Source organism: Mycolicibacterium vinylchloridicum, assembly GCF_013404075.1.
Taxonomy (GTDB): domain Bacteria; phylum Actinomycetota; class Actinomycetes; order Mycobacteriales; family Mycobacteriaceae; genus Mycobacterium; species Mycobacterium vinylchloridicum.
In genome coordinates, this window is the sequence record NZ_JACBJQ010000028.1 from 25,672 (window position 1) to 41,585 (window position 15,914).

At 66.6% G+C, this 15,914-nt stretch carries 18 protein-coding genes; 11 read left to right on the forward strand and 7 right to left on the reverse strand.

The window, feature by feature from the left end; translation table 11 throughout:
* Window positions 1-3: 3 nt before the first annotated feature.
* The 6 genes from HPC46_RS21730 to HPC46_RS21755 all read right to left on the reverse strand — a co-directional run bounded on the left by HPC46_RS21730 (window position 4) and on the right by HPC46_RS21755 (window position 6,256).
* Window positions 4-339 (reverse strand): thiocyanate hydrolase, encoded by a 336-nt coding sequence (locus HPC46_RS21730; RefSeq protein ID WP_179473743.1) that lies wholly within the window; start codon window positions 337-339, stop codon window positions 4-6.
* On the reverse strand, window positions 336-1,040 hold the full coding sequence (gene scnC / locus HPC46_RS21735) for a thiocyanate hydrolase subunit gamma (RefSeq protein ID WP_179473745.1): 705 nt from the start codon (window positions 1,038-1,040) through the stop codon (window positions 336-338). Before scnC ends, HPC46_RS21730 begins: the two co-directional genes overlap by 4 nt.
* Before the next feature lie 15 nt (window positions 1,041-1,055).
* Complete coding sequence (locus tag HPC46_RS21740) at window positions 1,056-1,892, reverse strand: SH3-like domain-containing protein (RefSeq protein WP_179473747.1); 837 nt, start codon at window positions 1,890-1,892, stop codon at window positions 1,056-1,058.
* A 111-nt stretch (window positions 1,893-2,003) separates the two neighbouring features.
* Window positions 2,004-2,507, reverse strand: a complete 504-nt coding sequence (locus HPC46_RS21745; protein ID WP_179473749.1) for an isoprenylcysteine carboxyl methyltransferase family protein — start codon at window positions 2,505-2,507, stop codon at window positions 2,004-2,006.
* Window positions 2,508-2,518: 11 nt separating this feature from the next.
* Window positions 2,519-3,625 (reverse strand): type III polyketide synthase, encoded by a 1,107-nt coding sequence (locus HPC46_RS21750; RefSeq protein WP_179473751.1) that lies wholly within the window; start codon window positions 3,623-3,625, stop codon window positions 2,519-2,521.
* 282 nt (window positions 3,626-3,907) lie between these two features.
* Window positions 3,908-6,256, reverse strand: coding sequence for a Tex family protein (locus HPC46_RS21755; protein ID WP_179473753.1), 2,349 nt, complete (start codon window positions 6,254-6,256; stop codon window positions 3,908-3,910).
* 128 nt (window positions 6,257-6,384) lie between these two features.
* Between HPC46_RS21755 and HPC46_RS21760 the strand changes: the two genes are divergently transcribed.
* From HPC46_RS21760 to HPC46_RS21785, 6 genes are all read left to right on the forward strand, one after another.
* Window positions 6,385-6,810 carry a pyridoxamine 5'-phosphate oxidase family protein gene (locus HPC46_RS21760; protein WP_179473755.1) on the forward strand — a complete coding sequence of 142 codons (426 nt, stop codon included), beginning with the start codon at window positions 6,385-6,387 and terminating at the stop codon, window positions 6,808-6,810.
* An 81-nt stretch (window positions 6,811-6,891) separates the two neighbouring features.
* Window positions 6,892-7,188, forward strand: coding sequence for a hypothetical protein (locus HPC46_RS21765; RefSeq protein ID WP_179473756.1), 297 nt, complete (start codon window positions 6,892-6,894; stop codon window positions 7,186-7,188).
* 168 nt (window positions 7,189-7,356) lie between these two features.
* The gene (locus tag HPC46_RS21770; RefSeq protein ID WP_179473757.1) at window positions 7,357-7,968 is read left to right on the forward strand and encodes a hypothetical protein; all 612 of its coding nucleotides are present in this window, start codon (window positions 7,357-7,359) and stop codon (window positions 7,966-7,968) included.
* Window positions 7,969-8,069: 101 nt separating this feature from the next.
* On the forward strand, window positions 8,070-8,333 hold the full coding sequence (locus HPC46_RS21775) for a hypothetical protein (RefSeq protein ID WP_179473758.1): 264 nt from the start codon (window positions 8,070-8,072) through the stop codon (window positions 8,331-8,333).
* Window positions 8,334-8,460: 127 nt separating this feature from the next.
* A complete protein-coding gene (locus tag HPC46_RS21780; protein WP_005148188.1) occupies window positions 8,461-8,922 on the forward strand; it encodes a DUF5078 domain-containing protein in 462 nt (153 codons plus the stop codon).
* A 107-nt stretch (window positions 8,923-9,029) separates the two neighbouring features.
* Window positions 9,030-9,581 (forward strand): hypothetical protein, encoded by a 552-nt coding sequence (locus HPC46_RS21785; protein ID WP_179473759.1) that lies wholly within the window; start codon window positions 9,030-9,032, stop codon window positions 9,579-9,581.
* Window positions 9,582-9,584: 3 nt separating this feature from the next.
* Here the strand turns inward: HPC46_RS21785 and HPC46_RS21790 are convergent, their stop codons facing one another.
* A complete protein-coding gene (locus HPC46_RS21790; RefSeq protein ID WP_179473760.1) occupies window positions 9,585-10,217 on the reverse strand; it encodes an FKBP-type peptidyl-prolyl cis-trans isomerase in 633 nt (210 codons plus the stop codon).
* Between the two features lie 345 nt (window positions 10,218-10,562).
* On the opposite strand from HPC46_RS21790, the gene HPC46_RS21795 reads away from it, so the two are divergent.
* From HPC46_RS21795 to HPC46_RS21815, 5 genes are all read left to right on the forward strand, one after another.
* A complete protein-coding gene (locus HPC46_RS21795) occupies window positions 10,563-11,795 on the forward strand; it encodes a S1C family serine protease (RefSeq protein WP_233716563.1) in 1,233 nt (410 codons plus the stop codon).
* Between the two features lie 77 nt (window positions 11,796-11,872).
* Window positions 11,873-12,292, forward strand: a complete 420-nt coding sequence (locus HPC46_RS21800; protein ID WP_179473762.1) for a hypothetical protein — start codon at window positions 11,873-11,875, stop codon at window positions 12,290-12,292.
* Window positions 12,293-12,356: 64 nt separating this feature from the next.
* Window positions 12,357-13,958: a S53 family peptidase gene (locus HPC46_RS21805; RefSeq protein ID WP_179473764.1), complete on the forward strand. Its 1,602-nt coding sequence runs from the start codon at window positions 12,357-12,359 to the stop codon at window positions 13,956-13,958.
* Window positions 13,955-15,157: a zinc ribbon domain-containing protein gene (locus tag HPC46_RS21810; RefSeq protein WP_179473766.1), complete on the forward strand. Its 1,203-nt coding sequence runs from the start codon at window positions 13,955-13,957 to the stop codon at window positions 15,155-15,157. The genes HPC46_RS21805 and HPC46_RS21810 overlap by 4 nt, the downstream gene beginning before the upstream one ends.
* Window positions 15,154-15,897: a hypothetical protein gene (locus HPC46_RS21815; protein WP_179473768.1), complete on the forward strand. Its 744-nt coding sequence runs from the start codon at window positions 15,154-15,156 to the stop codon at window positions 15,895-15,897. Before HPC46_RS21810 ends, HPC46_RS21815 begins: the two co-directional genes overlap by 4 nt.
* The last annotated feature ends 17 nt before the right edge of the window (window positions 15,898-15,914 follow it).

Below are 15,914 nucleotides of genomic sequence, written 5' to 3' on the forward strand. Positions count from 1 at the left end.
AGCTCAGGCCTCCAACCGGGCCCGTACGGTGGAAAGTCGTTGCTGCAGTTCAGCTTCGGTGATGACACCCCTTGCCAGCAGCGAATGAGCCAGCGCAACGAGCTGGTTTTCCGGGTAGGGAAGCGTGGGGTAGACGGCCGCCGACAACTCGTCTTCCTCGTCGCGCCGCTCCTTGAAGTTCGGCACGTCGGCGTCACACGCGGCGTGGTCGAGCGCGTCACACAGCCCGTCGAGGCTGGTCTTCCAGGGCGGGACCGGGTTCTCCACCCCGTATTTGGCGGCCATCACCGACCAAACCTGATTGCGCTCGACGATCTGGCGCAGCGTGTCGGGGTTCATTCGCCGACCGGATGCATGGCGGGACGGGTGTCGGTGATCACGTTCGTCGTCACGCCGGCCTTGGGCAGCGCGACGCCGATCAGGCAGTCCCGGGTGATGATCTCGGTCAGCTGGTCCTCGGTCCAGCCGTCGGTGCCTTCGGGCCGCATCGGCATCACCATGAAGCGGTGCTTCTGGTTGGAGTCCTGCACCCGGACCTCGATGTCGTCGCCCAGATAGAGGCCGAACTCGGCGAGGACCTGTCGCGGCCAGCGGACCAGCCGGCGGCGATAGTTGGGCGTCCGGTACCACTCGGGGGAGTTCCCGAGGATCGGGCGCGGATAGCAGGAGCAGAGCGCGCAGACGATCACGTTGTGCACGGTGGGGGTGTCCTCGAGGATCTGGAAGGCGGTGAAGTCGCTCGGTGTGCCGAAGCCGGTCGGCTCCAGCCAGTCGACACCGACCTCCTTGCTCGCCGTCATCGGTTCGGCCAGGGCGAGCGCCTTGAAGTCGGGATCCAGCCAGGCGCGGGCGACCAGCCGGGCCGCCGGCGTCGGGCCGATCTGCTCGGCGAACTCGGTGAACCGGCGGTGCTCTTCGGCGGTGAAAATGCCCTTCTCGATGCACAATTCGCGTAGCGCGATCTCGAGGACCTCGAAGTCGGTGATCTCGTCGACCATGGGCTTGACGGTGCGGTCGTGGTCGTGTTCGTGGTCGGTCATATCCGTCCGTTTCTGCTAGGCCGGTCGCAGCCAGTGCTCGGGGATCTCGGTTCGCAAGCTGTCGGTCTCCGGGCCGTTGAAGTCGTTCCACAGCTCGGACATGCTGAATTTGACGACGTAAAACCATTCGGGCTTGGCGTCGGGGATGTCCCAGGTCTCATCCTCGGCGGCTGGGCTCTCGTAGGCCACGGCGTCGATGACACCCTTCGCACCGCGGACGTACTCGGGGGTGCGCGTATAGAACAGCACGGGCAGCTCACGGACCACCACCGGGTCGCCGACCGTGAATCGCGGCTCTCCGGCTTTGCCCGCGTACACCTGCGGATCGCCCTTGCCCTGCGCGTGAACGATGTGGCTGTTCCGCTTGACCTGCGATCCGTCGCCCTCGTACTTGGGCTCGGCCTTCAGCGTTTTCCCGTCAAGACCGCCGGCGTAGCGCTCCTTGACCTCGGCCATGCGTTCGGTGAGCTCGGTCAGACCGATGTGATGCTTCTCGATCAGGACCCGCGCCACCGACAACAGCCAGCGGCCGTAATAGGGGAACCCGAGATAGACGGCACGCTGGACGTCGACGTTGCCGATGCGGCGGCGTTCCTCCGAGAGCCAGATGCCCCGCCAGGCGAGGACCTCGCAGATGACGTACGTCATGTGCTCCCAGTACTCGTAATCCTTGTTCTCGTACTTCATCGGAGCATCGGGCTCGCCGCCGACGTCGTGCACGGGCTTCATGTAGGCGACGAACCTGGCGTGGTCGAGCAGATCGGGTGTCGGCGCGTCCGGCAACTCGGGATAGGCAGACTTGAGTCGTGCCACCAGAGCAAGCTGGTCGGCGCGTTCGGCAGCAGTGCTCATTGACGGCCCCTCGATGTGGCTGTGCACAACCTCAACGGATCACAACGTAACACCGGTTACGAGTGCCGGCACCTGAAATGAGCTGTGAATATGGTTGCGGCTCCGTCAAACTCAGGCGTAACCGAGTGCCGCGTTCTCGGCACGGATCCGAACGGTGAGCACCAAGGCGTTGGCGATGCTGAACACGATGGCCGTCACCCAGGCGGAGTGCACCAGGGGCAATGCCGCCACTTCCGCGGCAACGGCCGTGTAGTTCGGGTGGTGCAGCCACCGGTAGGGGCCGCGGTCGACCAGGGGCGCACCCTTGATCACGATCAGCCGCGGATTCCAGTGCTTGCCCAGAACGGACACGCACCACCAGCGCAGAGCGGTACTGATCGCGACGACCCCGACCATCGGCCACCCCAACCACGGCAGGAACGGACGGTGCATCGTCGCCACTTCCACGATGCACGACACCAGCAGCAGGGTGTGCATCCCGACCATCACGGGGTAGTGGCCGCGGCCGAATTCGTGGCCGCCCTGAGCGAAAGACCATCGGGCGTTCCGCCGCGACACCACCAGCTCGACGAGCCGCTCGACACCGATCGCAGCGATGAACAAGAAATAGAACATGGCGATCTCCTTCACCAGGCCAGCAGCAACAGTTCGAAGCTGAAGCCCGGCCCCATCGCCAGCATCACTCCCAGTGAGCCTGCCTCCGGTGGCTCGGCAATGGTCCGGTCGAGGACATCGAGCACGGACGCCGAAGAGATGTTTCCGTTGTCCCGCATCGACTGCCAGCTGTGCCGCAGCCCTTCCGGCGGAACGCCGACCGCATCGGTGATCGCGTCGAGCACCTTGGGCCCACCGGGATGACACACCCAGGTGGCGATATCGGCGGTCGTCAAACCGTGGTCAGCGAGAAACCTATCGACTTCCTCACCCAGGTGGTCTTCGGCCATGTTGGGGACCTCGCGCGACATCACCAACTGGAATCCGCTGGAGCTGACATTCCAGCCCATCACGTCGACGGTGTCGGCGAACAGCCTGCTGCGCGTTGCCAGTACGCGCGGACCGGGATGCAGGGGGAGTCCGGCCGGAGCCCGATCGGCTCCGGTGCCGACGACGGCCGCCGCGCCGTCACCGAACAGGCAGACGCCGATCAGTGCGGGAATCGACGTGTCATCGCGCTGCAAAGTCAGGGAACACAGCTCGACCGAGAGCAAGACCGCGATGTGGTCCGGAAAGCCGCGCAGGTAGTCGTGCACCCGCGCCAACCCGGCCGCGCCGGCGACACATCCGAGCCCGAACAGCGGAATGCGCTTGATATCTGGTCGCAGTCCGACCTTGGCTGCGATCCGGGCATCGATGGTCGGCACCGCCACTCCCGTGCTCGAGACGGTCACGATCGCATCGACCTCGTCGGGGCGGACGTGCGCGGCGTCCAGTGCTCGGCGCAGTGCCTGCTCGCCGAGTTCGGTGGCCACCTCCAGGTAGGCGGCATTGGCTTCGGTGAAGCCGGTCATCTTCGGGTAGCGCTCCAGCGGTAGCGCGAGGTTGCGATATTCGACCCCGCTGGTTCGGGCGAAGCGGGCGAACGCGGGGTCGGCGAACTCGGTGAGCGCCGCTGCCACCTCGTCCTGGTTGTGGCGGTTCTGCGTGAACGCGACGGCGGTGCCCGCGATGCGTGGGTCACCTCGCTGGGGAACGCCAATTGAGTTGAGCGAGCGGTAAAACGCGGTATCTGTCATGCGCGCTGCAACGTCGACGCCGCGTCGAAAAAATTCCGTTCAAGCTGCCAGGTGAGGTTTTACACAGATGCGTGCACTGGCCGACGCCTGCCGGTATAAGTTCACCGCGGCGGCGAATTTATGAAATCTGAAGTAGCACAACATAAATGAGAGCTGAGAATTCCCAGGAATGTCGCCCATTCTGGCAATTGGTTGCACAGCGGCTGCCTGCCGGCTGCGCGAATGCTGGCAATCACCGCTACCGGTGAACGACTGCCACCGGCATTTCGTGCACCGCATTACCTAGCGGCCGAAACCGGCGTCTCGTAAGGCTTGCGCCATCGAACCTGACGACCCGCTGCTCTCACGCCGGCCACCATCGCCGCCGCCACGGGTCGGCTGACGGCGCTCGCCGCGGCCGGGATTGCCACCACCACGCTCAGATCTCTTGGCTTGCCGGGACTTTGGCTCATCGCCAAGGCGAAGAGTGAGCCCGATCCGCTGGCGGTCCACATCGACCTCGAGGACCTTCACCCGCACCACCTGACCGGACCGCACCACCTCGTGCGGATCGGAGACGTAACGGTCCGACATCGCCGACACGTGAACCAGACCGTCCTGATGGACCCCGACATCGACGAAGGCGCCGAAGGCCGCGACATTGGTGACGACACCTTCCAGCACCATGCCGACCTTCAAGTCGGCCACCTTCTCCACCCCGGCGGCGAAGGTCGCTGTGGAGAACGCCGGCCGCGGATCGCGGCCCGGTTTCTCCAACTCGGACAGGATGTCGGTCACCGTCGGCACACCGAATCGGTCGTCGGCGAAATCGGCTGGCCGAAGCGACCGCAGCGAGCGCTCGTTGCCGATGAGCTCGGCCAGCGCGATGCCCGAGCGGTCCAGGATTCGCCGGACCACCGGATAGGCCTCAGGGTGGACACCCGACGCGTCGAGGGCGTCGTCGCCACCGCGGATTCGCAGGAATCCCGCACATTGCTCAAAAGCCTTGGGGCCCAATCGTGCTACATCCAACAGCGCGCGGCGGCTGCGGAACGGCCCGGTCTTCTCCCGGTGGGCGACGATCGCCTCGGCCAGCGACTCCGACACCCCGGACACCCGCGCCAGCAGCGGTACCGACGCGGTGTTCAGATCCACCCCCACAGCGTTGACGGCATCCTCCACCACGGCGTCGAGGCTGCGCGCGAGCGTACCCGGCGTGACGTCGTGCTGATACTGGCCGACACCAATCGATTTGGGCTCGATCTTCACCAGTTCGGCAAGCGGATCCTGCAGCCTTCGCGCGATCGACACCGCGCCGCGCACCGTCACGTCCAGGCTCGGCAGCTCGCGCGCGGCATAGGCCGATGCGGAATACACCGAGGCGCCTGCCTCACTGACCATCGCCTTTGCCGGCGCCGTCGTACCGGTGCCGCGGATGTCATTGATCAGTTCGGTGGCCAGAGCATCGGTCTCACGCGAGGCGGTGCCATTGCCGATCGCGATCAGCTCGACCCCGTGGCGACTGACCAACGCTGCCAGTGTGGCCTTCGCCGTATCCCATTGCCGCTGAGGCTGATGGGGGTAGATCGCACAGGTCTCGAGCACCTTGCCGGTGCCGTCGACGACGGCGACCTTCACACCGGTGCGGAAGCCGGGATCCAGGCCCAGCGTGGTCCGATTGCCTGCCGGGGCGGCCAGCAGAAGATCCTTGAGATTCTTGGCGAACACCGCGACGGCGTCGTCCTCGGCGCGCTGGCGCAACCGCATCCGCGCATCGACCGCCCCGGAGATCATCAGCCGGGTCCGCCACGCCAACCGGACGGTGGCGGCCAGCCAGGGCGTCGCCGCCGCCTTGGCGGTCAGATCGACGCCGAGCGCCCGTGCCACCATCACCTCATAAGCGTCGTCGCTGCCGCCGTCGAAGCGCAGCGCGAGGGCCTGTTCCTTCTCACCGCGCATCACCGCGAGCACCCGGTGTGACGGCATGTCCTCGAGTCGCTCAGAGAACTCGAAATAGTCACGGAACTTCTGTGCCGCTTGACTTTTCGCGGCCTCTTCGGAGTAGGGCGTTGTGCGCAGCGCGCCTTCGGCCCAGAACTTGGTCCGGATCGCGCCGACCAGCTCGGCATCTTCGGCGGCACGTTCGATGAGTATGTGCCGGGCGCCGTCCAGCGCCGCCGCGGCGTCGGCGACGTCGCCGTTCAGGAACGCGACGGCCACGATCTCGGGGTCGACGGCAGGGTCGGCGAGCAGCCGATCAGCGAGCGGCTCCAAGCCGGCTTCGCGAGCGATCTGAGCCTTCGTGCGCCGCTTCGGTTTGTACGGCAGGTAGATGTCCTCGACCCGGGACTTGGTCTCGGCGCTCAGCAGCGCGATCCTCAGCTCGTCGGTGAGCTTGCCCTGCTCTTCGATCGACGCCAGCACCGCGTCCCGCCGTTCGTCGAGCTCGCGCAGATACCGCAACCGCTCCTCAAGGTCGCGCAGCTGGCCGTCGTCGAGGCTGCCGGTGACTTCCTTGCGGTACCGGGCGATGAACGGCACGGTTGCGCCTTCGTCGAGCAGCCGGACTGCGGCCGTCACCTGCGCCTCGGCTACCGCGAGTTCCTCAGCAAGACGGGCGTTTACGGATTTGAGGGTTGGGCTCGAAGTCACCCGGAGACCCTACCCAACGATGTCGCGCACACCGGTGAACGGGCGACGAGTTGCCAGTGCGCGCCGCGATTCCGCCGATCCCGGTTCCGGTTCGGAATAGCCCGCGAGAGTCGGAGGTTGGCCGGTGTATGCCCAGAGAACTGACCGAGTCCGAGCGGCAGGAGTTCCTCGCCGCCAAACATGTGGCGGTCCTGTCCGTCGCCGCCGAAGACGGCCGTCCGCCGGCCAGCGTTCCGATCTGGTACGACTACGCGCCGGGTGGCAATGTCCGGGTCACCACGGGCGCGGCGAGCCGGAAGGCCCGGCTGATCAAGAAGGCCGGGGCGGTGGCATTGGTGGTGCAGAACGAGGAGCCGCCCTATGTATACGTGACCGTCGAGGGAACGGTGGTCGACGCCACCACACCCACCCCGCCGGAGATCCTGGAAGCGATCGCCGTGCGCTATCTCGGCGACGAGGCCGGCAAGCAGTTCGTTCAGTCGATGGAAGGGCACGAGAACGTGCTGTTCACCATCCACCCGGATCGATGGTTGACGGCCGACTTCTCGGAGTGAGTTGGGATCGGTAGGGGGTTGTCAGTTCTTTACTTCTCGCAACGACGCCATGGAGGCGGCGAGTAACGAGAGGAAGAACCCATGAAGATCGTCCCGACCCCCATCGCTCAGCAGATCGACCGCGTCGATCGGCAATACAGCCTCTACATCGGCATCAGCACCGGCCTGTTGGCGTTCTGGTCGATCTACCGCGTCATCTGGTCGCTCTACCTGGCGCTGACCTACGACTTCATCTTCGGCTCGCTGGTGTTCCCGATCGTGCTGTGGGGTGTCATCGGTGTCGTCGCGGCGATCGTTTCGCTCGGCTTCGTCACCCGCTATCTCAAGGGATCGGCGACCGGCACCACCGGAACCGGTACCCCGACCACTCAGGTCTGACTGCGGCCCTGGTGCCCGCCGGACGTGCGGGCACCAGGGGGAATGCTGAAACGGCCCGCGTCGTAGCGGCGATAGCAGGGGTACACGGGTTCGCCCCGGGTACGCCCATCGCCGATGTGTGCGACGATGCCCCTACGCCGAGGGGCCAATGAGAGGACTGCCGGATTCATGACTGAAGGTCACCGCACCGCGCCGTTCCTCCGCGCAATCCTGGTCGCAGGCTTGACCGCCGGCGCGGCATTCGGCGGGGCAGCCACCGCATCGGCCGACCCGATGACGCCGACGCCGATTCCGGTTCCGTCGGATCCGGCAGCCGTGCCACCAGGCCAGCCGGTGGCCATGCCCGTCGATCCCGGTGCCGCTCCCGCGCCTGCGCCGCCACCGCCCGGCGCGCCGCCGTCGGTCCCCGAGATCGCCAACCCGACGTACGGCTCGCAGAACACCCCGGGCGTCCTCGGGTCGCTCAAAGACATGTGGCATCAGGTCCGCGACCCGTACTACGGGCCGCAGGACGAGGCGTATGCCGGCGGCTCCGTCGCGCCGCCACCGGGGGCGGGAGCCCCGCCGCCGCTGCCGCCCGGGTTCACGTCGTACACCGCGCCCGGCTCGGAGGCGCCCCCGGGGGAGTACGGCCCGGGTAAACCGCCGCCGCCCGGGACCCCGGCGCTGCCGCCGGGCTACTACTCGCTGAGCGGGCCTCCGCCGCCGGGCTACGAATACAACGCGCCCGGCCAGCCGGCGCCGATCACTGCCACACCCGCGCCGGCACCCACGCCATAGCGACTCGGCTCACCATCTTTCGGGGTAGGGGATTGCCCGCGCCGTCTGCTGGTTATATTTGCTAAGTATCTCGATGACGTCTGAACGCTGGAGTCGTGCTCATGACCTTGATCAGAACCGCGCTGACCGCTGTCGGCGCACTCGCGGTTGGACTCGCGATCGGCATCGCGCCGGCCAGCGCCGACCCGCCACCGCCGGACCAGAATGTCGGTGAGCCGGTGCCGGCCTGGGCGCCGGGCAAGCCGGCCGAGACGTGGGCCGGGCGCCCTGTCGTGTGGACCCACATGTGGGGCGGCCGCTGGGGCGTGTGGATCAACGACGGCTTCATCACACTGTCGTCCAACCCGGTCACCAACGGCGGCTGAACGGTCCCTGGCAGCGAGTCTCACTCGTCACAAATGCAGTCCGCGGCAGACCTAGGGGTGGATACTGCCCAGTGGACCGCTATATAGTTAGTCCGCTTAAGGTTTTAGGGATGAGGGCAGGAGAACGATGACCGGGTTGAAGCGTCGCGCAAAGCTCGCGGGAATGGCGTTGAGCGCCGTGGCGGCCGCGAGTGTCATCTCGGCCGGCCCGGCGGCCGCCGATGCCACCGATGACTATCCGATCCCGCACCGCATCATCATCACCCAGTGCGACACCGAGCAGTACATGGCCGCCGCGCGCGACACCAGCCCGGTGTACTTCGAGCGCTACATGATCGACCGGAGCAACCGGCCGCCAGAGGTGCAGCAGATCGCCTTCGACCGCATCCACTGGTTCTTCTCGCTCGACCCGGTGGCTCGCCGTCAGTACTCCGAGGACACCGCGACCAACATCTATTACGAGTTCGTCGCGACCCGCTGGGGCAACTGGGCAAAGCTGTTCTTCAACAACAAGGGCGTGGTCGCCAAGGCCACCGACGTGTGCATGAACTACCCCAAGGGCGACATGTCGGTGTGGGACTGGGTGTAACTCCGGAGTTGTTTTCTGGCGAGCTAATCTCCGGACCGCGGTAACAAAGGCGTCAATTCCACCTATATACAGGCATCAATGGTGATGCCCGGATACACAGGTGGACGATGAAGCAAACTCAGTCGACGGTCCTCGATCCCATACGCCTCGGTTCCGCCCTGGCGGCAGCCGTGACCTGCGCATCGATCGGCTTCGCGCCGGCAGCCGCGGCCGACCCGGTTCGCGTGCCGTGCGTCGTGCTCGATCAGGTTCGCGAGAGCCTCGACAACGACATCAACGCCGGCATCGGCGGGGTTCGGATCGTCATCAGCTCGCCGTACGCGAGCGGGGCCGCCCAGCAACGCGACACCAACGTCAAGCTCGCCATGATCAGCCACGGTGTCCACTACATGGAGGATGTGAACGGTCCCGGCATCGTCCCTGGACTGGCGCCGGCGCTTGTCGACCTGCGCCGCGCGAGCGACGACATGCGTGACGCGGTCGGGGCGCTGTTCGTGATCTCGGGTGGCGGGTTCGGGTACGGGTACGGCGGGTACGGGCCGACGGTGTCGAACGCGTGGCCGCAGCCCTCGACGTGGACGGCGATCGACTGGGCCGACCAGAAGAAGGATGACATCTACGCGCTGGTGAACGGCCTTCAGCCGACCTGCCAGCCTTAGCGGTTACGAGGCGCTGAGGATTTTGATCGCGAAGACCAGGGTGTCGCCGGGCAGGATGCCCGCCCTGGGCTGACCCTCCGGGTAGCCGTCGGCGGAGACCATGGCGACCGCGACCGTGGATCCGACCTTCTGACCCGCGATGGCCTTCTGGAAGCCGGGCACGACGCCGTCGAGGGGGAAGTCCGCCGGTTCGCCACGCTGGTAGCTGCTGTCGAACACCGATCCGTCCCGCCCGTTGACGCCCATGTAGCAGACCGACACCATGGCGTTCGGCGCGACAACCGGTCCGGTGCCGGCCTGCAACGTCTGCACCTGGGTGGCGGCGACGCTGAACGGCGCGGTCACCGTGACGAAGGGTGCGGCGGTGTCCGTGGATCCGGTGACCGCAACGCTGCCGGTAGCCCCGGGCAACGTCCATTCGGGGGTGCCCGGATTGGCGGGCGGTGTCGTCGGGCACGTGCCGTCCGGGCCGGCCGCTTGGGTCACCGTGGAAGCGACGGCTGGAGCGCTGGAGGCCTTGCTCGCCGACGGGCTACTGGTCTCGGAGCCGCATGCGGCCACCGTCAGAGCGATCGATGCGGCGCAGGCTACGAGTGCGACGGCGGAGGGCACGCGAGAGGAATTCACGGTCGCCACGCTACAGCCGCATAGGCCGGGTCGGGCCCAACGGCACCCATTATTGACCCGATAAAAAGTCTTGGCTCACGTTGAACCAATTCTCAGCAAAGCTTCAGACACCGCAGGCAGCCTGCATTCAGGCGCTAGCTGGCGCAAACATTAATTTGTCATGAGAAAGAGAAGTCCAACGCGATGAACTACCAGTCAGGGAATGCGCCGCACGACCGCCACCACCAATGGCGACCGAAAGATGCTGTTGATCAATCTAACTCGAATCAGTGGGACCAGGCCCGGTATCAATCGCATTACGATACTTCTTATACGACACAGATGTACCCGCCGAGCTACGGACCGCACGGCGATATGCGCAGTCAATTTGTGAGACCACCGTCACAGCAAAATCCAAAACCGCGATCGAAAGCTCGGGCCGGAGTGTTGGTGGCCGGTACGGCCGCGGTCGCCATGGTTGCCGGCGCCGGCGCCGTCGTCGTGGTCGACCACCTCGGGCAGCCGGCCGCCACGGTCGCCGCACCCAAGCCCGCCGCCGGAATGTCTGCGCCGAAGGCCGGGCCGGTCTCCGGCCAGCCCGCTGCCCAGGCTCCCGTCGGATCGGTCGAGCAGGTCTCGGCCAAGGTGTTGCCCAGCGTGGTCAAACTCCAGATCAGCATGGGCCAGGGACGTGAGGAAGGATCCGGAATCGTTCTGAGCTCCGACGGGCTGATCTTGACCAACAACCATGTCGTGGCGGCGGCCGCGCAGGCCGCGGACGGCCAGGACCCGACGGCGGACGGTCCGGGGGTGCGACCGTTCGGCCGCTCCAGCGGCGGTGTCGAGGCCACCGTGACCTTCTCCGACGGCCGCACAGTGCCGTTCACCGTCGTCGGCACCGATCCCGCCGACGACATCGCGGTGGTGCGTGCGCAGAACGTCTCGGGGCTGACGCCGATCACCATCGGTTCGTCCAAGGACCTCAAGGTGGGGCAAAACGTCGTCGCGGTCGGCTCGCCGCTGGGCCTGCAGGGCACCGTGACCACCGGCATCATCAGCGCGCTCGACCGTCCGGTGGCCACCGGTGACGGGCAGACCGGCCAGCATTCGGTCATGAACGCGATCCAGACCGACGCCGCCATCAATCCGGGCAACTCGGGCGGGGCGCTGGTGGACATGAACGGTGATCTGATCGGCGTGAACTCGGCGATCGCATCCCTTGGCGGCGGCCAGGATTCGCAGGCAGCACAGAGCGGGTCGATCGGCCTCGGCTTCGCCATCCCCGTCGATCAGGCCAAACGCCTTGCCGACGAACTGATCTCCACCGGAACCGTCCAGCACGCCTCACTCGGTGTCCAGCTCAGCTCGGACGACAGCGCGCGCGGCGCGATGATCGCGGGCGTCGCGGACGGCAGCCCGGCGGCATCGGCCGGCTTGCCGCAGGGTGCGGTCATAACCAAGGTGGACAGCCATGTGATCGACGGCCCGGAGTCACTCGTCGCCGCCATTCATTCCAAGGCACCCGGTGACAACGTCACCGTGACGTACGACGATCCGTCAGGCGCGTCCCATACGGTGCAGGTCACGCTCGGCCAGATGCAGTCGTAGGCAAACTGATCTGCCGCACAAGATAATTGGAGCGATGCTCCGATTATCTTGTGCGGCGGTCGCTATAGTCGCTCAGCGTGAACCGTACTGTGCGCCGGCTCGGCATCGTCATGGCACTCGGTGGTCTCGCCGCTGCGAGCCTGCCGGCATGCTCATCATCGGACTCGACCTCGACCTCCGTTTCGGCGGCCGACTGCACCAAGACCGGACTTGCCGACGCGGCCACCAAAGCGGTTCAGGCCGTGGCCCAGGACAACATCTACCGGATCGACGATGTCAAATGTGCTGCCGGCTGGGCGGTGACAAGCGGCCTGTGGTCCAGTACCGCCAATCCCGACATGGGTGCACCCACCACTCTGGTCTTCCAGCAGCAGGGCCTGCAGTGGGTGAACCAGGACAAACAGAAGGTGTGCGGCACGAACGCGTCGACAACGCCCGCACCGGCCGACGCCACGATTCCCACCGACCTGTACGAGTTTGGCTGCCTGACCGGATAGCGCTGATGTTTCGGGTGGGTATGCACTAGCTTTGTGCGATGTGTCGAGGGGAGCACACGCGCTGATGGGACGAACCGCACGGCCACTGCGTGTTTCGCTCGCGGTGGTCACTATCGCAGCACTGAGCCTGATCGCGATCGACCTGCGATCCCACTCGGATTGGCAGCTGCCGCCACCCATTTCGGGTCCCTTCGCCACTCTGCTCGCGATGTCGACGAATCTTGGTGAATCGCAGGCACAATCCGTCGAGCTGACCGCCGAGCTCACCACCCCGGACCGTCCCGCGCGGCTCGAATCATGGGCAGCCGCCAACGGTCTGTCGGTTCGGTGGCGCTCCGGCGACAAGTGGGCCGTCCTCCACGGGCCGGCCGGCCAGGTCGCCGCGGCCCTGCGGGTGGCGGTCCGCGACTATCGCGGCCGGGCGGGGCAGGTGTTCTACGCCTCGCCGCAGCAGCCCGCCGTTCCCGCCTCGCTGACCGACACGGTGGCCGGCCTGGGCCGGATCCTCAGCTACACGCCGTACCACTCGAACAGCCCGTCGTTCCGGCCGTTGGATGTGCCTGACCACAGCCTGCCCCCGGACTCGCTGCGGACCACGTACAACGTCCGTCCGCTGACCGAAGCCGGCTACACCGGCAAGCGCACCACGATTGCGGTATTCGGTTTCGACGGATTCGATCAGGCCGACCTGGATATGTTCACCGCGACATACGGCCTGCCCAAGTTGACCCCTGAGGTGGTCGGCGGGATGCCGGAACAGCGCAGCGGCGAGTCAACGATGGATCTCCAGGTCGCGCACGCGATCGCACCCGATGCCCGCAAGGTACTGGTCAATGCGCGCACGACGGTCGCAGGCGGAAGCACCTACGTCAAGATCGCCGAACTGATGCAATCGGTGGATCGCCAGTTCCCCGGCGCCATCTGGAGTTTGTCCATCGGCTGGGGGTGCGACCGGATGATCACCGCCGCCGACCTCGCCCCGATCCGCGGCGCGATATCCATCGCCCTCGCCCACGGCACCACGGTGTTCGACGCCAGCGGCGACTTGGCGGGCCTGGAATGCAAACGAGGGCATGACTGGGCGGCGCCACCCGGCCCGGCCGACGTCGGGCTCGATGCCGTCGCGTCGTTGCCCGAGGTGACCAGCGTCGGCGGTACGACCTTGTCGACCGACGAGAAGTACCGGTGGCTGGGCGAGCAGGCGTGGAGCGACGGCCCGTTGACCCAGGGGAGCGGCGGCGGGGTGTCCAGCCTCTTCGACCGGCCACCGTGGCAGGCCGGGGTGACGACCACGACCAACACCGTGCGCAGACTGACTCCCGATGTGTCGGCGGTGGCCGACAATTCGACGGGCGCCGTCATCGTGCAGCACCAGCAGTTGGTGGTCGGTGGCGGCACATCGATGGCGGCCCCGATCTGGGCCGGTATCGCAGCGGTGATGAACCAGTTCCTGGTCGCCAACGGCGGGCGGCCACTGGGAGAACTCAATCCGATGTTGTACCGCCTCAAGGCCGGTGCGTCCCGGCCGGGGTTCCACGACATCACGTTGGGCACCAACGCCGTCGCGATCTCCCAACCCGGCTACGACATGGTGACCGGCTTGGGTAGTCCCAACGTCGACAACCTGGTACGCAACATCCTTGACGTGCAGCGGGGTCCGCGATGAGCGATCAACCCGACGCCGACATCGACATCGCGACGATGCCGTGCCCGGCATGCCGTCACGACGTTCCTGCGGGCCGGTTCTGCGCGCGCTGCGGCGCACATTTGTCGCAGCCTCCTGGCCGGCGCCCCGGTCTGCTGCGCGTGCGCGATTTCGCCGCCGCCCCGGGGGAAAACGTTCTCCAACCCTCGATCGTCAGCTCGATGTTCCCGCAGCTGCCGAGCAGGTCGCGGGTCGCATTCCGCTTCGCACTCGCCCTGGTGGCGGCGGTGCTGATCACCTTCTGTCTGCTGCAGTGGTATGTGCCGATGCTGGCGTTGGCCATCTTCGCCGCACCGACCCTCGTCGCGATCTACCTCGTCGAATCCCGGCTGCTGGCCGATCTTCCTGCATGGGTCTGGGTGCTTACGGCAGCCCTCGGACTGGCCGTCGGGGTGGGCTGGGCGACGTTGACCGATGCGATCGTGGCCGAGACGTACAGCCTGGGTCTTGGCTCACAGATCCCGACGACACGTCTGCTGCGCGACGCGGTGGTGATCCCATTCGGAGCTCTGCTGGCGATGCAGCTGCCGGCCATCCTGGTCCGTCTCATCAGGACACCAGTTCGAGAATCGTTGCACGGCTTCACAATCGGCGTGGTCGGTGCCACGACGTTCACTCTCGCCACCAACGTCACCAGGATGATTCCGCAATTCGGCGACAGCACAGTGACCGGCGATCTGCCCATTGCGGACATGTTGCTCCAGGGCGGGGTGCGCGGGATCGCCGAACCGTTGACGGGCTTGGCTCTGGGCGGCCTTGTCGGTGCGGGCCTCTGGTATGCGCGCCGCGACGGGCCTGACCGCCGCGGCGTGCTCGCGGTCGGCGGCCTCGGTCTGGTTGTCGGCGCCGCCGCATATGCGTCCGTCGGCCTCGCCGAGGCCTACCGGCTGCCGCCGTATCTGCAATTCTCGGTACACGTCGTACTCGCGCTCGCGGCGATCATCGCCCTGCGGGTGAGCCTTCAGCTGACGGTCCTTCGGGAGGAGCACGCGGTCACCTATCCGGAGCTCCCGATTCTCTGCGTCTGGTGCCAGCACGTGGTACCCGACACCAAGTTCTGTCCGGCCTGCGGGGTTGCCGGCCATGCGGCGTCGCAGACGTCGCGGGCCGCCCGCAGGCAGAACCGGCCACAGCCCCACATCGAGATGGCGGAGCAATGAGCGCCGCCCCCACCACCGCGCAGCCTGTCGAGTTGTTTCCCGGTTACTCGGTGCCGTCAGGCTCCTATACGGCTGGGCCACAACGGTTTACCTCATTCCCGCGCATGCTCATCCCGCTCATCGCCACCCTCGCAGTATTGATCGGAGCGTCGACGGCGTTGTGGAACGTGGCGGGCGGGCCGACAGTGCGCTACAGCTGCCCGCCGGATTGCGGGCGACCACCGACGGGTGTGCCGGTTCAGGCGAGCCCGCGTTACGTGGCGGCCGACGGCGGATTTTCGGTGTCGTACCCGGCGCCGGGTTCGGCGTACGACGTCAGCCTGGAAGACGACGGCGTCTCGGCGACGTACACCGGCGGAGACGGCGGGGTGATGGAACTCTTCGCGGTCCCCGCCGGGGGCCGATCGGCCGAGGAGGTCATCGACGACCTTCTGAAGGAGAAGCAGCCGGACGCGACGGTGGCCTACGTGCTCCCCAACACCACTGTCGGATACCAACTCGGTTTCGGTGAAGTCCTCGACGTCTACCCGCAGGGGGGTGCGACGGTCACCCGCACCCGCCTCGTCGTGATGGCCGCCGTGAAGAACGACCTGGCACTGGTCGGCGCCGCGATCGGGCCGTACCGGAAGTTCGCGCCCGGTGACGGACCCGGCGTCCCCTCTGGCGCGAACCTCGAACTCGCCCAGGATCTGGGCAAGTACGTCAACAGTTTTCTGTGGAAGGGCGACCCGCCCCGGTGAGGAGTTGTCGCCCAGCG

Bases quoted from the DNA above. Each gene is read 5' to 3' on its own strand.
- HPC46_RS21730 (WP_179473743.1), bottom strand. From the start codon at position 339: ATGAACCCCGACACGCTGCGCCAGATCGTCGAGCGCAATCAGGTTTGG.
- scnC (WP_179473745.1), bottom strand. From the start codon at position 1,040: ATGACCGACCACGAACACGACCACGACCGCACCGTCAAGCCCATGGTC.
- HPC46_RS21740 (WP_179473747.1), bottom strand. From the start codon at position 1,892: ATGAGCACTGCTGCCGAACGCGCCGACCAGCTTGCTCTGGTGGCACGA.
- HPC46_RS21745 (WP_179473749.1), bottom strand. From the start codon at position 2,507: ATGTTCTATTTCTTGTTCATCGCTGCGATCGGTGTCGAGCGGCTCGTC.
- HPC46_RS21750 (WP_179473751.1), bottom strand. From the start codon at position 3,625: ATGACAGATACCGCGTTTTACCGCTCGCTCAACTCAATTGGCGTTCCC.
- HPC46_RS21760 (WP_179473755.1), top strand. From the start codon at position 6,385: ATGCCCAGAGAACTGACCGAGTCCGAGCGGCAGGAGTTCCTCGCCGCC.
- HPC46_RS21765 (WP_179473756.1), top strand. From the start codon at position 6,892: ATGAAGATCGTCCCGACCCCCATCGCTCAGCAGATCGACCGCGTCGAT.
- HPC46_RS21770 (WP_179473757.1), top strand. From the start codon at position 7,357: ATGACTGAAGGTCACCGCACCGCGCCGTTCCTCCGCGCAATCCTGGTC.
- HPC46_RS21775 (WP_179473758.1), top strand. From the start codon at position 8,070: ATGACCTTGATCAGAACCGCGCTGACCGCTGTCGGCGCACTCGCGGTT.
- HPC46_RS21780 (WP_005148188.1), top strand. From the start codon at position 8,461: ATGACCGGGTTGAAGCGTCGCGCAAAGCTCGCGGGAATGGCGTTGAGC.
- HPC46_RS21785 (WP_179473759.1), top strand. From the start codon at position 9,030: ATGAAGCAAACTCAGTCGACGGTCCTCGATCCCATACGCCTCGGTTCC.
- HPC46_RS21795 (WP_233716563.1), top strand. From the start codon at position 10,563: ATGCGCAGTCAATTTGTGAGACCACCGTCACAGCAAAATCCAAAACCG.
- HPC46_RS21805 (WP_179473764.1), top strand. From the start codon at position 12,357: ATGGGACGAACCGCACGGCCACTGCGTGTTTCGCTCGCGGTGGTCACT.
- HPC46_RS21810 (WP_179473766.1), top strand. From the start codon at position 13,955: ATGAGCGATCAACCCGACGCCGACATCGACATCGCGACGATGCCGTGC.
- HPC46_RS21815 (WP_179473768.1), top strand. From the start codon at position 15,154: ATGAGCGCCGCCCCCACCACCGCGCAGCCTGTCGAGTTGTTTCCCGGT.